This window comes from Paenibacillus sp. TY11, from assembly GCF_059772165.1.
In genome coordinates, this window is record NZ_JCBAIQ010000007.1 from 151,706 (window position 1) to 170,317 (window position 18,612).

The following is an 18,612-nucleotide window of genomic DNA, read 5'->3' on the forward strand; positions in this document are numbered from 1 at the left end:
CGCGAGGTGAAGACAGATGGGGATATGAAGCTGTATCGAATTGGTGAGCTAGCCAAGGCGGCTGGTGTCAGCGAACGAACTATTGATTATTACACAAAGCTCGGTTTGATCACACCTGAAGAACGGTCATTGAAAAATTATCGGCTTTATAATGATGAAACCTTAAACAGGCTTGAACGTATTAACCAAATGAAACAAGAGAAGTATAGCCTCGAGGAGATCAGACAGACACTGATTAAATGGAACTCGGTCATAGAAGAAGAGCACGTCACTGACAAACTAACGAGTCTAGAGATGCATATGCAGCGTCTAGAGCGTGAAGTCAATGAACTACAGCCGCTTCTGGGGCAACTCAAGCCCGTTCAAGCGCGCAAGTTGCTTACTGGTCTACTACCACAAAGCGCTGCTTGTATCGAAGCTCTGAAGTATCTGCTGGAGCATAGTTCTATGATGTAGATGTCCGGGCTAGTATGATGAACAATAATGGAGGTTTTGCTTTATGATGGGTATGTATATATTGATTATTCTTGCGTTCGGATTATCCTTATGGGCGCAATTTCGTGTAAAAGGTACTTTTAACAAATGGTCTGATGTTCCAAATGAAAATGGGTTGACCGGTTATGATGCAGCTCGGCAAATGCTGGATCGCAACGGTTTGCATGATGTGCCTATTGAGCCAGTACATGGCGCGTTATCTGACCATTATGATCCGATGCAACGAGTTGTACGCCTGTCCGAGCCCGTTTATTATGAAAAATCCATTTCTGCGGTTGCCGTAGCTTGTCACGAAGTCGGTCATGCCATTCAGCATAAAGAGCATTATCCCATGCTGGCACTCCGTCACCGGATCTTTCCGATCGTAAACTTCGCATCTGGGATTGCACCGTTTCTGCTGATTGCCGGTTTCTTGTTCAGCTACACGAACCTGATCGGCTTGGGTATTATCTTTTTCTCGGCTACTGTTGCTTTTCAATTAATTACATTGCCGGTCGAATTTAATGCTTCCAATCGCGCCCGGGAAATTATGGTTTCCGAAGGGTTTATCCGTAGCGATGAAGAACGAGGTATAGCCAAAGTATTGAATGCCGCTGCATTAACTTATGTAGCTGCAGCTCTCGTTTCCTTACTGGAACTAATTCGCTTAATCGGTATCTTTAACAGCCGAGATTAATCGCTTGTGTTGCAAAAAAGGTTGTTCCTCCACCAATATGACGGTAGAGGAACAACCTTTTTTCTTTATCTAAAACCAATGCGTTACACTCACTGCCATCAATCCACTTTAGCACTTCCATTCGGAGTAGCAACACTACCTTGAAGACCAAAATATTGCAATAAAAAAGTTCGGAACGATTTAGCAACTAATGGAAGTTTGTCATCTCTGCGATGAATCAAGCCAATAGTTCGCGTCACCTCTGGATCAACAATCGACACTCTTGCAGGTTGAAGCGGGTTGGTCTGAAACAATGCCATTTCAGGCAAAAGACTTACTCCCATACCGGCCGCAACTAATCCGCGAATCGTATCTGTCTCTTCGCCTTCAAAAGCGATATCCGGCGTAAATCCAGCCTCCAGACAAGCCTGCCAGACAATCGGACGTAACGAATATCCGTCTCTGAACAAGATGAACTTTTCTCCTTTAAGCTGATCCAGCGTGATGTGTTTGGCCGTAGCCAAAGGATGATTAGGCGGGAGAACGGCAAAAAGCTCCTCGGTCAGAACCACGTCCCCCTCTACATGATCATGACGATCCGGAAAAGGAGATACAAAAGCCAAATCCACCTCACCCGCTAACACATCACGAATTAAACTCGGGTACATCCCCTGTTTAAACCTGAATTTAACATTGGGATACCGCTTACGAAATTCAGCCACCACCGTAGGAATAAGATGAATCCCCAAACTGTGCGGAAAACCGATGCGGATTTCGCCCCCCTCAGGGTCCAAAAACTCATGCACTTCCAAAACAGCCCGCTCTAGATCTTTTATAATCGTTTCAACCCGTTTGCAAAATAGCTGTCCCACTGGCGTAAGCTGCAAATTGCGACCCTTTTGCATAAAAAGATTAACTCCCAGCTCCTCTTCAAGCTGATGAATTTGCCGACTTACCGCAGATTGCGCCACATGTAGCTCCTCGGCTGCCTGAGTGACATGCTCTTTTTGCGCTACCTTCATGAAGTATTGCAACTGTCGTAATTCCACTCCGATATTCGCTCCAATCTGTTTTTCAACATCCGGAAGAAGACGTCAATCGAACATCATCCTCTTTCTTACCCTGCTAACTTACGATAAAAGCTGTCTTTAGTGACGTTTACGTTGGCCAGTCAATCTGATTATTAATCCATACAGGAAAAACCCACTGAGCAATCCCCCGAAGTGAGCGGTCCAGTTAATGTTCGCTACAGCGAAAGAAAACAGGATACCAAACCCAAGCAGCGTGTACAGCGTTTTGCGCGAAGCGTCATCCATCAGTGACCGTTGGAACAAGGCAATGTATAGAAATGCTCCATAGATGCCATAAATCGCTCCTGAGGCTCCTACAGAGACTGTCGTTTCCGCCAGCATGTTGTAATGCGCGATAGACAGTACGTTCCCTACAATACCTGTGACCAGATATAATAACACATAGCGGAAGGACCCCAGCAAACGCTCCAGCGGAGGAGCGAATACGAGTATTGCAAAGGAATTAAACAGAAGATGATCAAACCCTGCATGTAAAAAAATGGCTGACCCATATCGCCACAGCTGGTCAGTGAATGGCGCCTCATTAATCAAAGCTCCATATCGGATCAGCGTCAAACTATTTTCCGATCCACCCTGCACGGTGAGTACAATAAACATCACAATATTGATGAGCAAAATCAGACAGGTTACCGGGTAAAACCGCAAATAACTTTTCCAGTTCTCATAACGTAAAAAAATCAAGGCAATCCTTCCTTCATGGGGTGTCTCCACCTTATTCAAATTGGACAATGTCTTTTATAAAAGATTATAATAGATTTCGGCAACGATAACCAATGCTAAAAACCAAGGAGGCTATTACATATGGCACAAGAACGTACAGGAGCTGCTACTTTTAAAGGCAATCCTTTGACTCTCTTAGGTCCTGAACTGAAAATTGGAGATCAGGCGCCTGATTTCAAATTACAGAAAAACCTGTTGGAAGCAGCTACACTTCAAGACTTTGCAGGCAAAGTCAAATTGATCAGTGTTGTCCCTTCTCTGGATACCGGCGTGTGTGACGCACAGACTCGACGTTTTAACCAAGAAGCGGATTCTCTTGGGGATCAAGTCGTGGTACTGACTGTCAGCGTGGATCTGCCTTTCGCTCAAGCTCGTTGGTGCGGTGCTGCCGGTATCGACCGCGTATTGACACTGTCCGACTATAAGGATCATTCCTTCGGCGAAGCTTATGGTGTGTTCATCAAGGAGTTCCATTTAGATCATAGAGCTATTTTTGTGATTGACCAAAATGACAAAATCGCTTACGTAGAATACTTGAGCGAAATGTCCGAGCATCCTGACTATGACCAAGCGATTGCAGCGGTAAAAAAACTCGTCTAAATCAAGACTATTAAAAAAGCGAGTGAAGGGTTGCCTTCCTCGCTTTTTTGACGTTTGTCTGCCACATCACTGCTCACACACCCACAATCACTGTACGACCTTATGAGCGGACAGTTTCTTGTCAATCACAGCGAACAATTGCAAAATGATGCGGTAATTTGCACCCAAGTCCCCTAGCGATCCGCGTGAAGCAGAATAAATATCCACCGCACTCCGAACTGGCGAGACGGACAATATTGAAACGGTAATGTCGACAGTTCTGCCGAACGCCGTTCGCTTCTCTAACGTTATCTCACCTACGGATGCTACCTCATGGAGTACCTTGTAGCCAGGAATCTTTTTTAAAATAGATGATACTTCTTCCCAAGCCTTGTCTCTCGATAAGTTATAATAGCGTGTCTTCATTTGGGGGTCCTTGACCCGGTCGCTTGTACCTTCTTGGCTGCGCACAATCCCTACCAGAGTCCTCTTCAACGACAAGACATTTCCTCCTTCACGATAATCGTTGCCATAATACAGCACATCGGTTTGATTTTGCTGCAAGCGCTTTATAAAAACGATAAACAACAAAAAGTTAGTCCGATCATACCTGTGGTATACGACCTTATTACCTCATGTCTTAGTTTAACATTCTTGCATACAAAAAACACCCTGTTTCTGCACGAAGCATGAACAGAGTGTATTCATTACGTTATGGAGTACCCGCCGATGCCGTCCGACCATAGCGTCTTCTGAACCTGCTTTAGCAGGTGGGTGACCGCAGAATAAACTTTTGAAGTCCCCTTGTCAGGAATTGACAGGGCTTTTCAGCTATTCATCCGTATAGATCTCCCTAGACATTGTCATTGGTTCAAAACAACAAATGACCGTAACGTGCATCGCAGGATGTGACCTTATTATAGCGCTTCTCACTCAGAAAGTAAATGCTAGGAGAAATATGTTTTATTTTTGGAGGTTATCACTTTTCTTGTCTTCAATGCTTGCCTTATCCTCATCTTTCTGCTTCATCTTTTCCATTTGATCCTGCATTTTGAGGAACGTTCCGTAAAAATTAAAGAAAGCGAACCAGGCAACCACACTGCCGATGAAGAATAAGAAAAGCACGGGATATTTGACTCCGATAAATATAACAACGGCGCTGCCGAGCATGGTGGAAAATACACGGAATGGTCGAATCAGCGTCAGTAAAACCGCATTTTTAATAATTTGTCCGGTAGACATATGATAATGAGCCACCATCGAAAAGAAGTTAAACATAGACACAAGCAAAATAATGATGAGAATAAGCATGATAACGCCCACGATTTGCAAGTTACTGAGTTGTGTCATATATACAGTATAATCCACATACATGATGACAAACAGTAACGTGTAAAAGATACCCCCGATCAGACTCTGCTTATAGTTCTCTTTATACCCTTTAAAAAAGGTACGAAACACGCCCGTATCGGTATCGCCCATTACCCATTTGCGAACCACTGTGAACATAGCCGATGTTGCTGGAAATAAAGTAAGCGGTGCCAAAATAGCCATCGCCCAGTTCATTTGTAAAGATTCATTAGCCAAATTCTGATTCATTACGAGTAATTTCAGTATGAGGCAGAATACAAAAGGCGACGAACATAACACCCATAACAAATTGGTAGCCGCCAGTCGGGTAATCCATTCGGTCAGGCGGTAAATACCACCCATAGCTCCTTTAAACTCCAATGTAGTCTCTCCCTCCGCAAGCCTTGGCAGTTCCAAGACTCATGTTGCTATGCCTGTAAATTCCGGCTCTTGACTATATCATACCGTATTTCAGCCCTAATGCGCCAGTGAAATCAATACGTGGTCCATTAAAGGAGATCGCTAAAAAGTTCATACGTACTGATCAGTCATAACAAAAAAGCCGAAGCTACATCTGCTTCGGCTTTTCATTATTTCGTTTCTTATTCGGAAGAGGAATCTTCACGTCTTGCAGGACGACGAGTTTCTCCATTGCTGCTCGGGCGTGGTTTGCGATCTCCACTGTAGCGGCTTCCGGAATCACGGTTGTAGCCACCGCCTTCTTTGCCACGGTTGTAACCGCCATATCCACCTTTACTGCCACTACCGCCAGAACGGTTGGAATTGTAACCACCGTTGCTGCGACCGCTATAGTTGGAAGGCTTGCGACCGCCAGAACGTACGTCTGGTTTACGACGTTTTGCACGGATCGGATCTTCTGGAGTCAGCTCAATCGATGCTTCTCTCTTCTCACCAGTCATCAGCTTCAGAGCTGCGGAGAGAAGTTGTACAGAATCGTATTGCTCCAGCATTTGAATAGCCAAACCTTTGTACTCGTTCAGCTCACCGCTTTCTACAGCTTCTAGGAGACGTTCTGCGATGATACGTTGTTTGCCTTCCAGAGCTTCAGCCAACGTTGGAAGCGGCTTGCGTGGAATGCGGTGACGGGTTACACGTTCGATGAAATGCAAATGGTCAATTTCACGAGGCGTTACGAAAGACCAAGCTTCCCCCTCTTTACCTGCACGTCCAGTACGTCCAATACGGTGAACATAGCTTTCCGGATCTTGCGGAAGGTCAAAGTTCACAACGTGAGTTACGCCGGAAACGTCCAAACCACGGGCAGCAACGTCAGTCGCTACGAGCACGTCAATGCTTCCGTCACGGAATTTACGCATTACAGCATCACGCTGGTTTTGAGACAAGTCACCATGCAAACCGTCTGCGGAATATCCGCGTTTTTGCAGAGCTTCAGCCAGCTCGTCTACCCGACGCTTAGTGCGGCCAAATACGATAGCAAGTTCTGGGGATTCCATGTCAATCAAACGGCTTAACGCTTCGAATTTTTGACGCTCAGGAACTTCAATATAGGCTTGGTCAATCAGTGGAGCGCTAACTTGTTTAGGAATAACCGAAACATGCTCAGGATTTTTAAGAAATTGCTCAGCCAATCTTTTGATATTAGGAGGCATCGTAGCCGAGAAGAGCATGGTTTGACGCTCGTCCGGAACTTGCTTCAGAATGGATTGAATATCTTCCATAAAGCCCATATCCAACATTTCATCTGCTTCATCCAAAACAACGGTGTTTACGTCTTCCAGCTTGATGGTTTTGCGATTAATATGGTCAAGCAAGCGTCCTGGTGTACCAATAATAATTTGAGGTTTCTTTTTCAAAGCGCGAATCTGGCGCACGATATCTTGTCCGCCATAGATTGGCAAAGTACGAAGACCTTTGAAACGGGAGAGTTTTTCGATTTCTTCAGCCACCTGAATAGCAAGCTCACGTGTTGGGGCCATAATCAGGGCTCTGATTTTTTCATCGCTTCTAGAAATTTTGTTGATCAGCGGAATACCAAACGCAGCGGTTTTACCCGTACCTGTTTGGGCTTGGCCAATCATGTCTCTGCCTTGCAGTGCAATCGGGATGGATTGGGATTGAATTGGTGTTGCTTCTTCAAAACCCAGCTCCGTAATCGCCTGAATTACTTTCGGTTCAAGATCAAATTCTGCAAATGTTGTCAAATTTATTCAAACTCCTTCATAATGGTGGATGTGGTGGACAATCCACAATGTTGTCTGTATTCTTAAGTAGCGATATTATTGTATAAGTTTTCCCCAATACAGTAACAGTTTATTTAGACCTATAACTGCATTTTTCTGTAATCAATCCGGGAAACCCTATCCGATACATCTTAAACGAATTTATCCTTTTTAAAACAGTTTAAATTTTAAGTGTTTCTCTGGACATAGGTCCCTACTCAAGAATATCCACATCGCATTATAGCACAGAACAATTCATGAATACCAGCAAGTTGCTTCCCGCATAATTTAAATGAGGTGAAAAAAAGTTGTTAAAAATAGTGTTAAACTGCTTAACTGTCATTCTTGGAGCCGCTGCCATAGCATGCGGTTTTAATCTGTTTCTCGTGCCACACCACTTGCTGAGCGGGGGAGTAGCCGGGCTTTCCATGTTAATTGGCTATTTCACAAAATTTGATATCAGCGCAATGTATTTTATTATCAATATCCCGATGCTTATTGCAGGCTGGTTTATTTTAGGCAAGCGTTTTATTAGCCTGAGCATTCTATCCGTTGTCGTTACAACGTGGATTTTGGCCTGGGTCCCAGTGCAATCTGTCGTGTCGGATCCCCTGCTAGCCTCCGTTTTTGGTGGGGTGATGATTGGCGTAGGAGCAGGAATTTCCTTTCGGGTAGGGGGGTCTACGGGTGGTTTTGACATTATCGGCTCCATTATCACCCGTTATCGTGACTTCCCCGTAGGAACTGTACTTGTTGGCATGAATGGACTGGTTATTCTCGCGGCAGGATATTTGAACGATGATTGGAATATTGCACTGGCTTCGATGTTATCTATTTTTGTGACTGGTAAAGTGTTGGATCAAATCTATGTCAGTCATACAAAGATCACTGTCTACATTATTACAGAGCACACCGACAAGCTACTGAGCCGGATGTTGACCACGCCACGTGGTGTTAGCAAAATAAAAATTGAAGGTGCATTTTCGCATACCGAGAAGGACATGCTGATGACTGTCACGACACGCTACGAGCTGGTTGAATTAAAACGCATCATTAAGGAAGTGGACCCTTCTGCTTTTGTTAATATTGTGGAAACGGTTGGGGTAATGGGTTCATTTCGCCGAAGATAAGCACAAACCCAAGTGTCAAAATGCAGTTTCTGTGGTACACTATATGTGCGCTGTTCCCATAGTATATAAAGACCAGCTTTACCTGCTATTTCACAGGCACTTTGCTTTTCCGAATCGTATTGAATGATTCTTTTGGAATGATTCCGAGCAGGAAAGGGTGATTTTTGTGGAAATGGAAACGGTAAAACTGTCCGACATTGTCTTAAGATGGTACCCGGAAATGCTCCCTTCTCTCAAAAAGAATGAGCTGAACTCGATGATTGTCCTTCGAGACGGGATGTCCATACTCAAGCCAACGGATGCGCTAGAAATTATTCAGTACAGTATTTGTGAGCACCAGGACAATAACTATCTTCAATAAATCTCTTTACCAAGTGCCGCTTCTTCCGGTTGCATCCACAACTGCGAAGAGAGCGGCATTATTTATGCATTTTTACGGATTCAATGAACATGGGTTGGGTTAATCATGTAAGACTGTGCCTGATGATTCCAGTATTGTTTACAACCGTGTTGTTTTTCGATACATAACTTTACGTATAATCAGGTAAGCGACATACATAAGGGAGAGAGTTAGGAAATGAATATGATTTGGGCAATTATGCTATTGGCAATGGGAATAGGCGGAAACGGGGATCAGTCAGCCAACGCCCCAAATGTAAAAGATACGGTGGCTACGACAATCAGCAGCGCGATGATTCAGGCTCAGCACAGTAATATGAAGGTGGATGCCTCCAATCCTCCGGTTAAAATTGACCCACAGCCGATGACTCCTGCTATCAAGGGCATCTATGTCACGGCTTATAGCGCAGGCGGTTCGCGTATGACCCAGCTGCTTGAACTACTCGACAAGACAGATCTCAATTCCATGGTTATTGATATTAAGGATGATGCGGGTTACATCACTTATCCAACCACCAATCCCGAGCTGCTCAAATTGGGCAAGCCGCAAAAATTCATTCGTGATATTCCCGGTCTAATGGAGCGTTTGAAAAAGCATAATGTTTATCCGATCGCTCGGATTGTTGTATTTAAAGATACTGTATTAGCTAACAAAAATCCCGAAATGTCCTTCCGTAATCCTGACGGCTCTGTCTGGAAAAACGGCAAGGGAGATGGGTTTGTCAATCCCTATAATAAAGAAGTATGGGATTATAATATCGCCATTGCCAAGGAAGCAGCGCAACTCGGTTTTAAGGAAATTCAGTTTGACTATGTGCGTTTCCCCGAAGGCTTTGAGAAAAGAGCAGATAAACTGAAATATAGCAAATCCGATCAATCACGCTCGGATGCGGTCGCTGAATTCGTACAATATGCCCGCAAAGAGCTTGCTCCATTAGGTGTACGGGTATCGGTAGATATTTTCGGATATGCCGCATCCGTTCCTGCTGCGGAGGGAATCGGACAGGATTTCACTAAAATCTCCGAAAATGTGGATGTCATTTCACCGATGGTTTATCCCAGTCACTACACAACAGGCTGGTTCGGTGTAAAAGACCCAGATAAAAATCCCTACCAGACGATTAAAGGATCTATGGCTGATACACACAAAAAGCTCGATCCAACAGGCAAGCTAAAGCCAATTATTCGTCCATGGATTCAGGATTTTACCGCAAGTTGGTTAGGGAACGGACATTATGCCAAGTATGGGAAAACTCAAGTCGAGGACCAAATTCGCGCGCTTAAGGACATGAAGGTGGATGAATATTTACTCTGGAATGCCACAAACCGCTATACAAGCGGAGTAACATACAAATAATTTATCCCCCGGACTTCTCGTTTTTTATACGAATTTTAGCAATTTTATAATTTTTTCGAAGGCTGTCCCGTTGTTTGGTGAACGGGTGCAGTCTTTTTTATTACTGTTCAAATGTTGCAGTATCCCTTACAATAAATACTTACATGTTATGATATATACGAATAATCAATCCCTAATAAATGAGGAAAACAAAAATGCAATTGACTCTAACAATGGGTCAGAAATGGAAGCAGCTTTTCTACATTTTGCTCCCTATCCTGATTACCCAGCTTGCACTATCTGCCATGACTTTTTTCGATACCAATATGTCGGGGCACTTTTCCCCTGCCGATCTGGCTGGAGTAGCCATCGGGGTAAGTCTGTGGGTCCCTGTACAAACAGGCCTTAATGGGATACTTATGGCTATCACGCCCATTGTATCTCAATTGGTGGGAGCACAGCGCAAAGATAAAGTCTCCTACTATGTCATTCAAGCACTTTGGCTCTCTCTTGCACTGTCCATGGTCGTTTTGATTGCTGGCATCATTCTGGTCAAGCCTATATTGAACGGTATGAATTTGGAATTGAGAGTTCATAATGTGGCCCTGTACTACCTTTGTGCGATGGCCTTCGGTATTGTTCCTCTATTTGCCTACACTGTGCTCCGAAGCTTTATGGATGCATTGGGACAAACCCGCTTTACGATGTTGATCACGCTCATGTCGTTGCCCATCAATGTATTGCTGAATTATCTACTTATTTATGGGAACTGGGGTTTTCCGCGTTTGGGGGGTGTAGGGTCTGGGGTGGCAACGGCCACCACCTACTGGATCATTATGCTGGTCGCTGGTATCACTGTGCATCGGGGAAAAATATTTGCCGAATACCGAATCTTCAGCAAAATATACGGGGTTGCTGCCGGTGCTTTAAAAGAGCTTATCCACATTGGAGTACCGATTGGCTTCGCTATATTTTTTGAAACTGCCGTCTTTTCAGCCGTCACTCTCTTCATGAGCAGCTATAATACAGCTACCATAGCCGCTCATCAGGCCGCCATGAACTTTGCATCTACGCTGTATATGATTCCACTCAGCATTTGCATGGCACTTACGATTCTGGTCGGTTATGAATCGGGAGCTACTCGTCCACGAGATGCCAAAACTTATAGTGTAATGGGCATTAGTAGCGCAGTAGGTCTATCATTGATTACAGCTATTGTACTGCTCATCTGGGGTGAACAGGTCGCTCGACTTTACTCCACCGATCCGCAGGTCATTCAATTGGCGCAACATTTTCTAATCTATGCGATTTTCTTTCAGATATCCGATGCTGTCGCTACACCTACACAAGGAGCGCTACGCGGGTATAAAGATGTCAATCCAGCCTTTTTGCTCACATTCCTGTCCTATTGGGTCATCGGGCTTCCTGTAGGATATATACTCGCACGCTGGACTTCATTAGGGCCCTACGGCTACTGGATCGGCTTGATTACAGGTTTGGCAGTAGGCGCTATTTTACTTCTCTGGCGTCTGGTGAGAGTGCAACGTCGTTTTGCCGAAAAAAAACAACACGCAGAGGCTATTTAGCCTTTGCGTGTCTCGATTACATATGCTGCGCCTGAAGTTATTCGTTTTTTCTCTACGATAGCCACTTCGTTCAGCCTGGGCGGATATAGAAAGTGTCTCTCCACATGTTGTTCAATCTCCTCAAATGCCTGTTCTTCATTTTCAGCAGCGAGAATGACGGTCAGAGCTCCTTCCGAGCTGTCCACTTCGATTTTGAATAAATACATGCATGATTACCTCCTGACAGGATTCAAAGCTAAAAAAATAGCGGATGACTCAGGTCATCCGCATACTTTTAATCTTTTCCAAAATCAGAACCGATCTACTAAACGTAAAGGCTCTTATTATTGGGACAAACGCAAGGCCAGCTCATAAAGCTCCATGTTGAAATCTTTTTTGGTATTTACAACCTTGTCAATATCTGTAGCTACCAGCTTACCGTCGATCGTTCCGCAAGCTTTGTCAGATATGCCCTCGATCAATTGGCGAACAGCAAAGTCACCCAAACGGCTCGCCAGGTTGCGGTCAAATGCGGTCGGTGTGCCGCCACGTTGAATGTGTCCAAGCACTGTAACACGCGGCTCATAATCCGGACAGTTTTCTTGGATTACCTGCGCTACTGTTTCGCCTTTGCCTACGCCTTCAGCAACGATAATGATACTGTGGCGTTTGCCATGCTTAAAGTTTAGCTTCATCCGATCGGATACTTCTTTCAGATCAAACTCTACCTCAGGGACCAAAATCGTTTCCGCGCCGGAAGCCAGACCCGCATGTAAAGCGATATCTCCGCAATGACGTCCCATAACTTCTACGATGGAAGAACGTTCATGGGATGACATCGTATCACGGAGCTTATTAATAGCGTCCACTACGATACTAACCGCCGTATCAAAACCAATCGTGTAGTCGGTGAAGGAAATATCATTGTCAATCGTACCCGGGAGGCACATGGTTTTAATTCCTTGCTTGGTCAGCTTGTTAGCTCCTTGGTAAGAACCGTCGCCACCGATCACGACTACGCCATCAATTCCGCGGTTACGCAAAATTTCAGCGCCTCGCTTCTGCCCTTCCTCAGTCGTAAATTCCAGGCATCTTGCAGATTGAAGTACAGTACCCCCACGTTGGATAATATCTCCAACGCTTCTCAAATCCATCGGAAAAATATCATCGTTCAAAAGGCCTTGATAGCCGCGTTGAATCCCGAATACCTCCAGTCCAAAATACAAGCCGCTGCGCACGACGGCGCGAACTGCAGCGTTCATCCCTTGTGAATCTCCACCACTCGTTAATACTGCAATTTTCTTAACTGCTGTCATTTTTATGACCTCCTCAAATTAATCATATAAGCCTTCTTATCCATCGACTGTTTAATAAGAAAAACAACCGCATGAGCGGACTATTTTTCATTAAACGTCTCGAAACCGCGCGTACATCCTGCTGCTCGCTAACTTTGGGGTCGGATAAATATAAAGCCAGCAATCCCTCGATAATCATCCGGTGAAAGGAGCTGGCAGGGACATCTGCAATATCAGCCCGCGCCCGATTCACAACGTAGGCGATCCGGTCCAGCATCATGTCGGTATCTTCATAATAATTGCAGAAGTTAAGATCTCCGCCCTTCCGGTCTTCGTCTTGATCGATTAGATAATCCAGCAAAATATGAAGACTGCACACATGTGGAAAATACGATGCATGTATTGAGGCAGCCCCCGCATCTGACAGATGCTGGTCGCTGGCAGCAAGAAACAGCATAAAGACCCCCAGGGTTGAACCGGTAGCCGCAGCAAACTCGTTCCAGCGCAACTCCGGTGTACGGTCTTTATGAAGCGACCACCAGTCCAAAAGCGCTTGTTCCCGCAGCTCGGGTTTAATATGCTTGTATACTTGCAAATCCGTGTATAATCGCGCCAAATCCTGAACGTAAGGCATTGCCACCTCATAGCCCGGAAGCCTGCTTACACAAGACTGACAGGTTGTCACCAGCCCGGTCAAATAACCGCCATCCTCCTGCTCACGACGCAACTCATAATAGTTCACTGGCTTAGCCGTTGGATTAACCGCATCCAGCATAGACTGATGCAGCAGCCTGAAATCATCCGGGTCCATGGACGTACTGCGATCACACAGGTTGTCCAGATAATCACTAATCGTCTGATACGCTACAATCAGCGGAATCAACGTCTGGCGGGCAGACATATTACCTGCGGCATAAACCGCGCCCCCCACACAGTGAAATGTCTTATCCGCAATACTTGCAAGTGCCTGACTTCTTAGCTCAGGGTCAGGGATCTGTTTGGCTTTGCTCTTCCAGTTGGCTAGTTCTTGTTTCGTTTCAGGGAGAATATGCTTGTACATTCGGCTCATTAGACCTATGGGGCCTCTCGGTACTTGATAACGTCCTTGCTCAACATAACTCAAATGACGGTGCCTCCACATTGTTGTCTACGTAATTATACCTATCCAAACCATATCCATTATAATATGATCGTCCTTTTAGCACAAATGAACAACCTCACTTTTTTCTTTAATATTCAAGAAAATGAGCTATTCTCGCAAAAAGACTGCATACCTGTGATATTTAATTAGTCAAAAATAGGAGTTAAACAAAATCTACCCTTATAAGACTTTAATCGCAAATAGTATAAATGTCCTACTATCCCTTGTCCTCTGCCAGCTTTACGCCTTGGGTGCCCTCTCCCATGCTTGCCTGCTTCCATTTCCCGAAAACATAATAAAAAATGACTGCTACGGCAGAGATAGCAAAACCAACAGGAAAGCTCCACCATACAGCATCTAGACCATACTCATCGACAAATACATAGGCCAAAGGTATACGAATACCCCATAATGAAATAATGGTAATTAAAAGCGGAATCATTACGGAGCCCGTAGATCGAATAACGCCTGTAATGATATTGGTAATACCGAATATAACAAAAGACCACAAGGTGATCAGATTAATCCGCATACCCAATTCCAATGCACCTCCCGTAGAAGGAAGGAACATCAGCAAGGCCTGACGGTTAAAAACGTAAATTAATACTACAGCTCCACCAGTCAACACAAAATTATAAACAATCCCAATCCAGGTTGTCCTGCGCACTCGATCCCAACGTCCGGCTCCGATATTTTGAGCGGCAAAGGAAGATACAGCTGCACCTAACGCCATTGCCGGCATCTGCACATAGCTGGACAAATTGTTGGCTGCTGTATAAGCTGCCGCTGCCACTGTCCCGTAGCCGTTAATCAGATTCATTAAAGCAATTGCGCTGGTGGAGACAGCGATCATTTGCAGCCCCATCGGCACTCCCTTACGGATTAGGGTCCAAATAATCTTCCAATCGAATCTGAGTAAGTGAAGCTCTGAAGAAGTAATGCGCAAAAAATATTTTACTCGATATAGGTAAATGAGGATCAACACAAAGCTGATCCCTTGAGCGATCAGGGTAGCAGTAGCGGAACCTCCAATGCCCATAGCAGGAATCGGTCCCCATCCGAATATTAACAGCGGGTTGAGTAGTACATCCAGTACGACGGAAACGAGCAGAAAATAAAATGGTGTTTTGGAATCTCCAGCCCCTCTCATTACGGTCATTATGTAGTTATAGCCGTACAAAAAGGGCATGCCCGCGAAAATAATACGCGTATACGTGATCGCCATATCCACTGATTCGGCAGGTGTATTGAGTACATGAAGAATCCAAGGTGCACTCAAAAATCCGATAATACCTATAGCAAAAGCGAGCACCAGGAAAAAAACTGCACTTGTGCCTACTACACGCTTGGTTTCAGCTATATCTCCCGCTCCGATATTTTGTCCGATCATAATAGTGGCAGCCATGGTAACGCCAAAAATCGAACTAATAAGAAAGAACATTATAATATTTCCGTTGGAAGCGGCAGTCAATGCGGCTTCTCCTAGAAACTTCCCAACCCAGATCGAATTGATTGTTCCATTCAGGGATTGCAGAATGTTTCCGAACAGCATCGGCAAAGAGAACATAAACAGCGTTTTGGCAATAGGACCTTCAATCAGGGAAGGCTTACGACTAGCCTCTGCTGCACTCATTTTCTCAACTCCTTCAATTTAAAATGTCTTCTGCCTGGTTTTATTACGTATAATACCCTATTCCAACTCAACTTTTTCATATCATAAACGTATTTACGCAAAAAAGCGCAGTCCCTTAAATTTAAGGAACTGCGCTCTCAATTCATCGTTTAACCGTAATCTATAAGACATCCGTAGAAACGGAACAATTCTTACAATTCAGTTACACTTACAGTTTGATTACGTTAGCTGCTTGGGGTCCACGGTTACCTTCAGTTATTTCGAATTCAACCGCTTGACCTTCTTCCAAAGTTTTAAAACCGTCGCCTTGGATTGCGGAGAAATGTACGAATACGTCCTCGCCACCATCCATTTGAATGAAGCCATAACCTTTTTCTGCGTTAAACCATTTAACTGTACCTTTCAAGTGAACAACCTCCTAAAAATACCGCCATCTATGGCGAATATCCATATTATACTTCATGCTTTTTCACAATGCAATTGGTGTTTTTCCGGGTTTTAGGGGCTGTAATGATTTGCTTTTGCGGCGGAAACTGCGGTATCATGAACCAAAACATCTATAAAATCGGAGACATGCATATGATGAAAAAACACGAAATATACAAAAAAGACAATTGGAACATGATGACTGTCGAGGTGCAGGGCCGTTACATCGTTCTACGGGAAATATCCGATGATTGGGGCGAGGAAGCCCACACGTTTTTGAGCCGTCCGGCGCTGATGCATTGGGCTCAAAATCGGTTTCCCAAGCAGTCCTTTCAAGATAATGAGGAAGAGTGGCAGCGGATCATGAACGCTTTCAAACAGGTCTAGCCTATTCATGGTGTCCAATAGCTATCTCATCTTCATTATTCTGGCCTTCACGCTGGGCGGAGTGCTGATCATGAAGCGTGATACGATACCGACTCCTCTCAAAAAGTGGATGGCCCTCACTGCCGTAATCATGGTTTGCCTTGCCTTTTATCTTATTGTATACAGCTCATTAAATATAGGTTCCGACCCACAGTAAGGAAAATTATACTTTCGGGCGCAAGAGGTCATACTATGGCATAACAAGCCATGGTATAAGGAGGATATGCCGTTACATGCATCCTGTAAAACCTCTTGCCCTGCTGCTTACGGTAAGCGTGGCGGTTTCTTCGTTTTGGCATCCGTCCCTTACTGCCGCAGCCCTACCCCACATTACGTTCGATCAGAGGAGGCTCTCCATGAGTGAAATTGTAAAACGCGCTGATGCGCCAGTGGAAAATACATGGAAACTGGAAGACTTGTTTCCCAACCGCAAAGCATGGGATCAAGAATACGAAGAAGTCAAACAATTGGCCAAAAAGGCTGCTCAATTCCAAGGCAAGCTCAATTCAGCAGAAGCGATTGGCAACTGCTTTAAATTGGAAGATGAACTGTCGCTCAAAACCGAGCGTGTATATGTGTACGCCCATCTGCATCATGATGAGGATACAGCTGAACCTACATACCAGGGTCTTTCGCAAAAAGCCAAAAAATTAGGCGTTGAGGTTAGCGAGTCTCTTTCTTTCGTGACACCTGAAATTTTGGCACTGCCGGATTCTCAGCTCGATGCCTTCATTGAAGATCCGAAGCTTGCGGATTATCGGTTTACACTTCAAGAAATGAAGCGGGAAAAAGCACATATTTTGGGCAAAACAGAAGAAGCGCTGCTCGCTCAGGTTGGCAATCTGGCTCAAGCCCCGCAGACGATTTTCGGCATGCTCAACAACGCCGATCTGAAGTTTCCGAAAATCAAGGATGAGAATGGCAAAGAGGTTGAGCTGACTCATGGCAGCTACATTCAATTTCTCGAAAGTCCACACCGCGAAGTACGTGAACGTGCTTTTAAAGCTGTATATGACACGTATGCCAAAAATAAAAATACGATTGCTTCTACACTGAGTGCCAATGTGAACAAAAATATTTTTTATTCTCGTGTTCGCAAATACCCTTCCGTACTGGAAATGTCACTATACGGTGACAATATTCCGAAGGAAGTGTATACGAATCTCATTGATACCATTCATGAAAGCTTGCCCCTGCTCCACCGTTATATCAAGCTGCGTAAAAAGTTATTGGGTGTGGATGAGCTTCATATGTATGATTTGTTCGCTCCGCTTGTGGACGAATACAAGATGGACATTACGTATGAAGACGCCAAAAAGCAAACAAAGGAAGGTCTTAAGCCACTGGGCGAGGACTATCTGGCTTCGTTGCAAAAAGGCTATGATGAGCGCTGGATTGACGTATACGAAAATGAAAATAAACGAACAGGCGCGTACAGTTGGGGAGCTTATGGTACACACCCTTATGTGCTCCTGAACCATAAAGATAACCTAAACAGCATGTTCACACTTGCTCATGAAATGGGGCATGCGTTGCATTCGTACTACTCAGATAACGCATTGAAGTATCGTGATGCACAGTACACCATATTCCTGGCTGAAGTGGCATCCACTACCAATGAAGCGTTGCTAATGGACTATCTGCTGAACAAATCTACCGATCCCAAAGAGAAAATGTACCTCCTCACCTATTATGCGGATCAATTCCGCACGACGGTATTCCGCCAAACCATGTTTGCGGAATTTGAGAAAATTGTACATGAACGCGCTGAACAGGGAGAATCCCTTACACCGCAGCTTTTATCAGAGATTTACTATGATCTGAATGTGAAATATCACGGGCCTGGCATGAAAGTAGACAAAGACATTGAAATGGAATGGGCACGAATCCCTCATTTTTATAACAGTTTTTATGTCTACAAATATGCTACTGGCTTCTCGGCAGCAACCAGTTTCTCCAAACAGATTCTGGAAGAAGGCCAACCAGCCGTTGACCGTTACTTGGGCTTCTTGAAGAGCGGTGGCAGTGATTATTCAATCAATATTTTGAAGAAAGCTGGCGTTGACATGTCCTCTCCGCAGCCGATCCGCGAAGCGATGAGCGTATTCGAGGAAGTCATTACGGAAATGGAAAAGCTAACTGAAGGAAAGTAAAACCGTGCACACTTAAA

General features: G+C 44.6%; 20 protein-coding genes and 1 other RNA gene. 10 read left to right on the forward strand and 11 right to left on the reverse strand.

The window, feature by feature from the left end:
- Window positions 1-24 precede the first annotated feature (24 nt).
- Together AC6EJC_RS09695 and AC6EJC_RS09700 are read left to right on the forward strand one after the other, a co-directional pair.
- Window positions 25-456 (forward strand): MerR family transcriptional regulator, encoded by a 432-nt coding sequence (locus AC6EJC_RS09695; protein ID WP_444953898.1) that lies wholly within the window; start codon window positions 25-27, stop codon window positions 454-456.
- Between the two features lie 43 nt (window positions 457-499).
- Window positions 500-1,171 (forward strand): zinc metallopeptidase, encoded by a 672-nt coding sequence (locus tag AC6EJC_RS09700; RefSeq protein ID WP_444953796.1) that lies wholly within the window; start codon window positions 500-502, stop codon window positions 1,169-1,171.
- 98 nt (window positions 1,172-1,269) lie between these two features.
- On the opposite strand, the gene gltC is transcribed toward AC6EJC_RS09700, so the two are convergent.
- Both gltC and AC6EJC_RS09710 read right to left on the reverse strand, forming a co-directional pair.
- Window positions 1,270-2,199, reverse strand: coding sequence for a glutamate biosynthesis transcriptional regulator GltC (gene gltC / locus AC6EJC_RS09705; protein WP_444953797.1), 930 nt, complete (start codon window positions 2,197-2,199; stop codon window positions 1,270-1,272).
- A gap of 99 nt (window positions 2,200-2,298) precedes the next feature.
- The gene (locus AC6EJC_RS09710) at window positions 2,299-2,922 is read right to left on the reverse strand and encodes a rhomboid family intramembrane serine protease (RefSeq protein WP_444953798.1); all 624 of its coding nucleotides are present in this window, start codon (window positions 2,920-2,922) and stop codon (window positions 2,299-2,301) included.
- Between the two features lie 120 nt (window positions 2,923-3,042).
- Here AC6EJC_RS09710 and tpx point away from each other — a divergent pair, with 120 nt between their 5' ends.
- A complete protein-coding gene (tpx, locus tag AC6EJC_RS09715; RefSeq protein WP_007429822.1) occupies window positions 3,043-3,561 on the forward strand; it encodes a thiol peroxidase in 519 nt (172 codons plus the stop codon).
- 87 nt (window positions 3,562-3,648) lie between these two features.
- Here tpx and AC6EJC_RS09720 read toward each other — a convergent pair whose 3' ends face one another.
- The 4 genes from AC6EJC_RS09720 to cshA all read right to left on the reverse strand — a co-directional run bounded on the left by AC6EJC_RS09720 (window position 3,649) and on the right by cshA (window position 7,073).
- A complete protein-coding gene (locus tag AC6EJC_RS09720; protein WP_013309718.1) occupies window positions 3,649-4,041 on the reverse strand; it encodes a DUF1499 domain-containing protein in 393 nt (130 codons plus the stop codon).
- Window positions 4,042-4,256: 215 nt separating this feature from the next.
- Window positions 4,257-4,451, reverse strand: a non-coding RNA gene (gene ssrS / locus AC6EJC_RS09725) — 6S RNA.
- Between the two features lie 52 nt (window positions 4,452-4,503).
- Entirely contained in the window at window positions 4,504-5,271 is a 768-nt protein-coding gene (locus AC6EJC_RS09730) for a YesL family protein (protein ID WP_444953799.1), read from the reverse strand.
- A gap of 221 nt (window positions 5,272-5,492) precedes the next feature.
- Window positions 5,493-7,073 carry a degradosome RNA helicase CshA gene (gene cshA / locus AC6EJC_RS09735; protein WP_444953800.1) on the reverse strand — a complete coding sequence of 527 codons (1,581 nt, stop codon included), beginning with the start codon at window positions 7,071-7,073 and terminating at the stop codon, window positions 5,493-5,495.
- A 326-nt stretch (window positions 7,074-7,399) separates the two neighbouring features.
- Here cshA and AC6EJC_RS09740 point away from each other — a divergent pair, with 326 nt between their 5' ends.
- From AC6EJC_RS09740 to AC6EJC_RS09755, 4 genes are all read left to right on the forward strand, one after another.
- Window positions 7,400-8,221, forward strand: a complete 822-nt coding sequence (locus AC6EJC_RS09740) for a YitT family protein (protein ID WP_444953801.1) — start codon at window positions 7,400-7,402, stop codon at window positions 8,219-8,221.
- Window positions 8,222-8,393: 172 nt separating this feature from the next.
- Window positions 8,394-8,582, forward strand: a complete 189-nt coding sequence (locus AC6EJC_RS09745) for a hypothetical protein (RefSeq protein WP_442434261.1) — start codon at window positions 8,394-8,396, stop codon at window positions 8,580-8,582.
- Window positions 8,583-8,798: 216 nt separating this feature from the next.
- Window positions 8,799-9,977 (forward strand): putative glycoside hydrolase, encoded by a 1,179-nt coding sequence (locus tag AC6EJC_RS09750; protein WP_444953802.1) that lies wholly within the window; start codon window positions 8,799-8,801, stop codon window positions 9,975-9,977.
- A 194-nt stretch (window positions 9,978-10,171) separates the two neighbouring features.
- Window positions 10,172-11,542, forward strand: a complete 1,371-nt coding sequence (locus tag AC6EJC_RS09755) for an MATE family efflux transporter (protein ID WP_444953803.1) — start codon at window positions 10,172-10,174, stop codon at window positions 11,540-11,542.
- On the opposite strand, the gene AC6EJC_RS09760 is transcribed toward AC6EJC_RS09755, so the two are convergent.
- The 5 genes from AC6EJC_RS09760 to AC6EJC_RS09780 all read right to left on the reverse strand — a co-directional run bounded on the left by AC6EJC_RS09760 (window position 11,539) and on the right by AC6EJC_RS09780 (window position 15,996).
- Window positions 11,539-11,748, reverse strand: a complete 210-nt coding sequence (locus AC6EJC_RS09760; protein WP_444953804.1) for a DUF3906 family protein — start codon at window positions 11,746-11,748, stop codon at window positions 11,539-11,541. The genes AC6EJC_RS09755 and AC6EJC_RS09760 overlap by 4 nt on opposite strands.
- A gap of 117 nt (window positions 11,749-11,865) precedes the next feature.
- Window positions 11,866-12,837, reverse strand: coding sequence for a 6-phosphofructokinase (gene pfkA / locus AC6EJC_RS09765; protein WP_165175844.1), 972 nt, complete (start codon window positions 12,835-12,837; stop codon window positions 11,866-11,868).
- Window positions 12,838-12,859: 22 nt separating this feature from the next.
- The gene (locus AC6EJC_RS09770) at window positions 12,860-13,939 is read right to left on the reverse strand and encodes a tetraprenyl-beta-curcumene synthase family protein (protein WP_444953805.1); all 1,080 of its coding nucleotides are present in this window, start codon (window positions 13,937-13,939) and stop codon (window positions 12,860-12,862) included.
- A gap of 235 nt (window positions 13,940-14,174) precedes the next feature.
- The gene (locus tag AC6EJC_RS09775) at window positions 14,175-15,590 is read right to left on the reverse strand and encodes an MATE family efflux transporter (RefSeq protein WP_444953806.1); all 1,416 of its coding nucleotides are present in this window, start codon (window positions 15,588-15,590) and stop codon (window positions 14,175-14,177) included.
- A 208-nt stretch (window positions 15,591-15,798) separates the two neighbouring features.
- Window positions 15,799-15,996, reverse strand: coding sequence for a cold shock domain-containing protein (locus AC6EJC_RS09780; protein WP_013309706.1), 198 nt, complete (start codon window positions 15,994-15,996; stop codon window positions 15,799-15,801).
- A gap of 173 nt (window positions 15,997-16,169) precedes the next feature.
- Here AC6EJC_RS09780 and AC6EJC_RS09785 point away from each other — a divergent pair, with 173 nt between their 5' ends.
- The 3 genes from AC6EJC_RS09785 to pepF all read left to right on the forward strand — a co-directional run bounded on the left by AC6EJC_RS09785 (window position 16,170) and on the right by pepF (window position 18,595).
- Window positions 16,170-16,403, forward strand: coding sequence for a hypothetical protein (locus tag AC6EJC_RS09785; protein ID WP_013309704.1), 234 nt, complete (start codon window positions 16,170-16,172; stop codon window positions 16,401-16,403).
- A 7-nt stretch (window positions 16,404-16,410) separates the two neighbouring features.
- Complete coding sequence (locus tag AC6EJC_RS09790) at window positions 16,411-16,599, forward strand: hypothetical protein (protein ID WP_444953807.1); 189 nt, start codon at window positions 16,411-16,413, stop codon at window positions 16,597-16,599.
- Window positions 16,600-16,798: 199 nt separating this feature from the next.
- A complete protein-coding gene (gene pepF, locus AC6EJC_RS09795) occupies window positions 16,799-18,595 on the forward strand; it encodes an oligoendopeptidase F (RefSeq protein ID WP_444953808.1) in 1,797 nt (598 codons plus the stop codon).
- Window positions 18,596-18,612 lie beyond the last annotated feature (17 nt).

Coding starts and splice junctions, on each gene's coding strand:
- tpx (WP_007429822.1), top strand. CDS start 3,043: ATGGCACAAGAACGTACAGGAGCTGCTACTTTTAAAGGCAATCCTTTG.
- AC6EJC_RS09745 (WP_442434261.1), top strand. CDS start 8,394: ATGGAAACGGTAAAACTGTCCGACATTGTCTTAAGATGGTACCCGGAA.
- AC6EJC_RS09700 (WP_444953796.1), top strand. CDS start 500: ATGATGGGTATGTATATATTGATTATTCTTGCGTTCGGATTATCCTTA.
- pepF (WP_444953808.1), top strand. CDS start 16,799: ATGAGTGAAATTGTAAAACGCGCTGATGCGCCAGTGGAAAATACATGG.
- AC6EJC_RS09775 (WP_444953806.1), bottom strand. CDS start 15,590: ATGAGTGCAGCAGAGGCTAGTCGTAAGCCTTCCCTGATTGAAGGTCCT.
- AC6EJC_RS09785 (WP_013309704.1), top strand. CDS start 16,170: ATGATGAAAAAACACGAAATATACAAAAAAGACAATTGGAACATGATG.
- pfkA (WP_165175844.1), bottom strand. CDS start 12,837: ATGACAGCAGTTAAGAAAATTGCAGTATTAACGAGTGGTGGAGATTCA.
- AC6EJC_RS09790 (WP_444953807.1), top strand. CDS start 16,411: ATGGTGTCCAATAGCTATCTCATCTTCATTATTCTGGCCTTCACGCTG.
- AC6EJC_RS09695 (WP_444953898.1), top strand. CDS start 25: ATGAAGCTGTATCGAATTGGTGAGCTAGCCAAGGCGGCTGGTGTCAGC.
- AC6EJC_RS09755 (WP_444953803.1), top strand. CDS start 10,172: ATGCAATTGACTCTAACAATGGGTCAGAAATGGAAGCAGCTTTTCTAC.
- AC6EJC_RS09760 (WP_444953804.1), bottom strand. CDS start 11,748: ATGTATTTATTCAAAATCGAAGTGGACAGCTCGGAAGGAGCTCTGACC.
- AC6EJC_RS09750 (WP_444953802.1), top strand. CDS start 8,799: ATGAATATGATTTGGGCAATTATGCTATTGGCAATGGGAATAGGCGGA.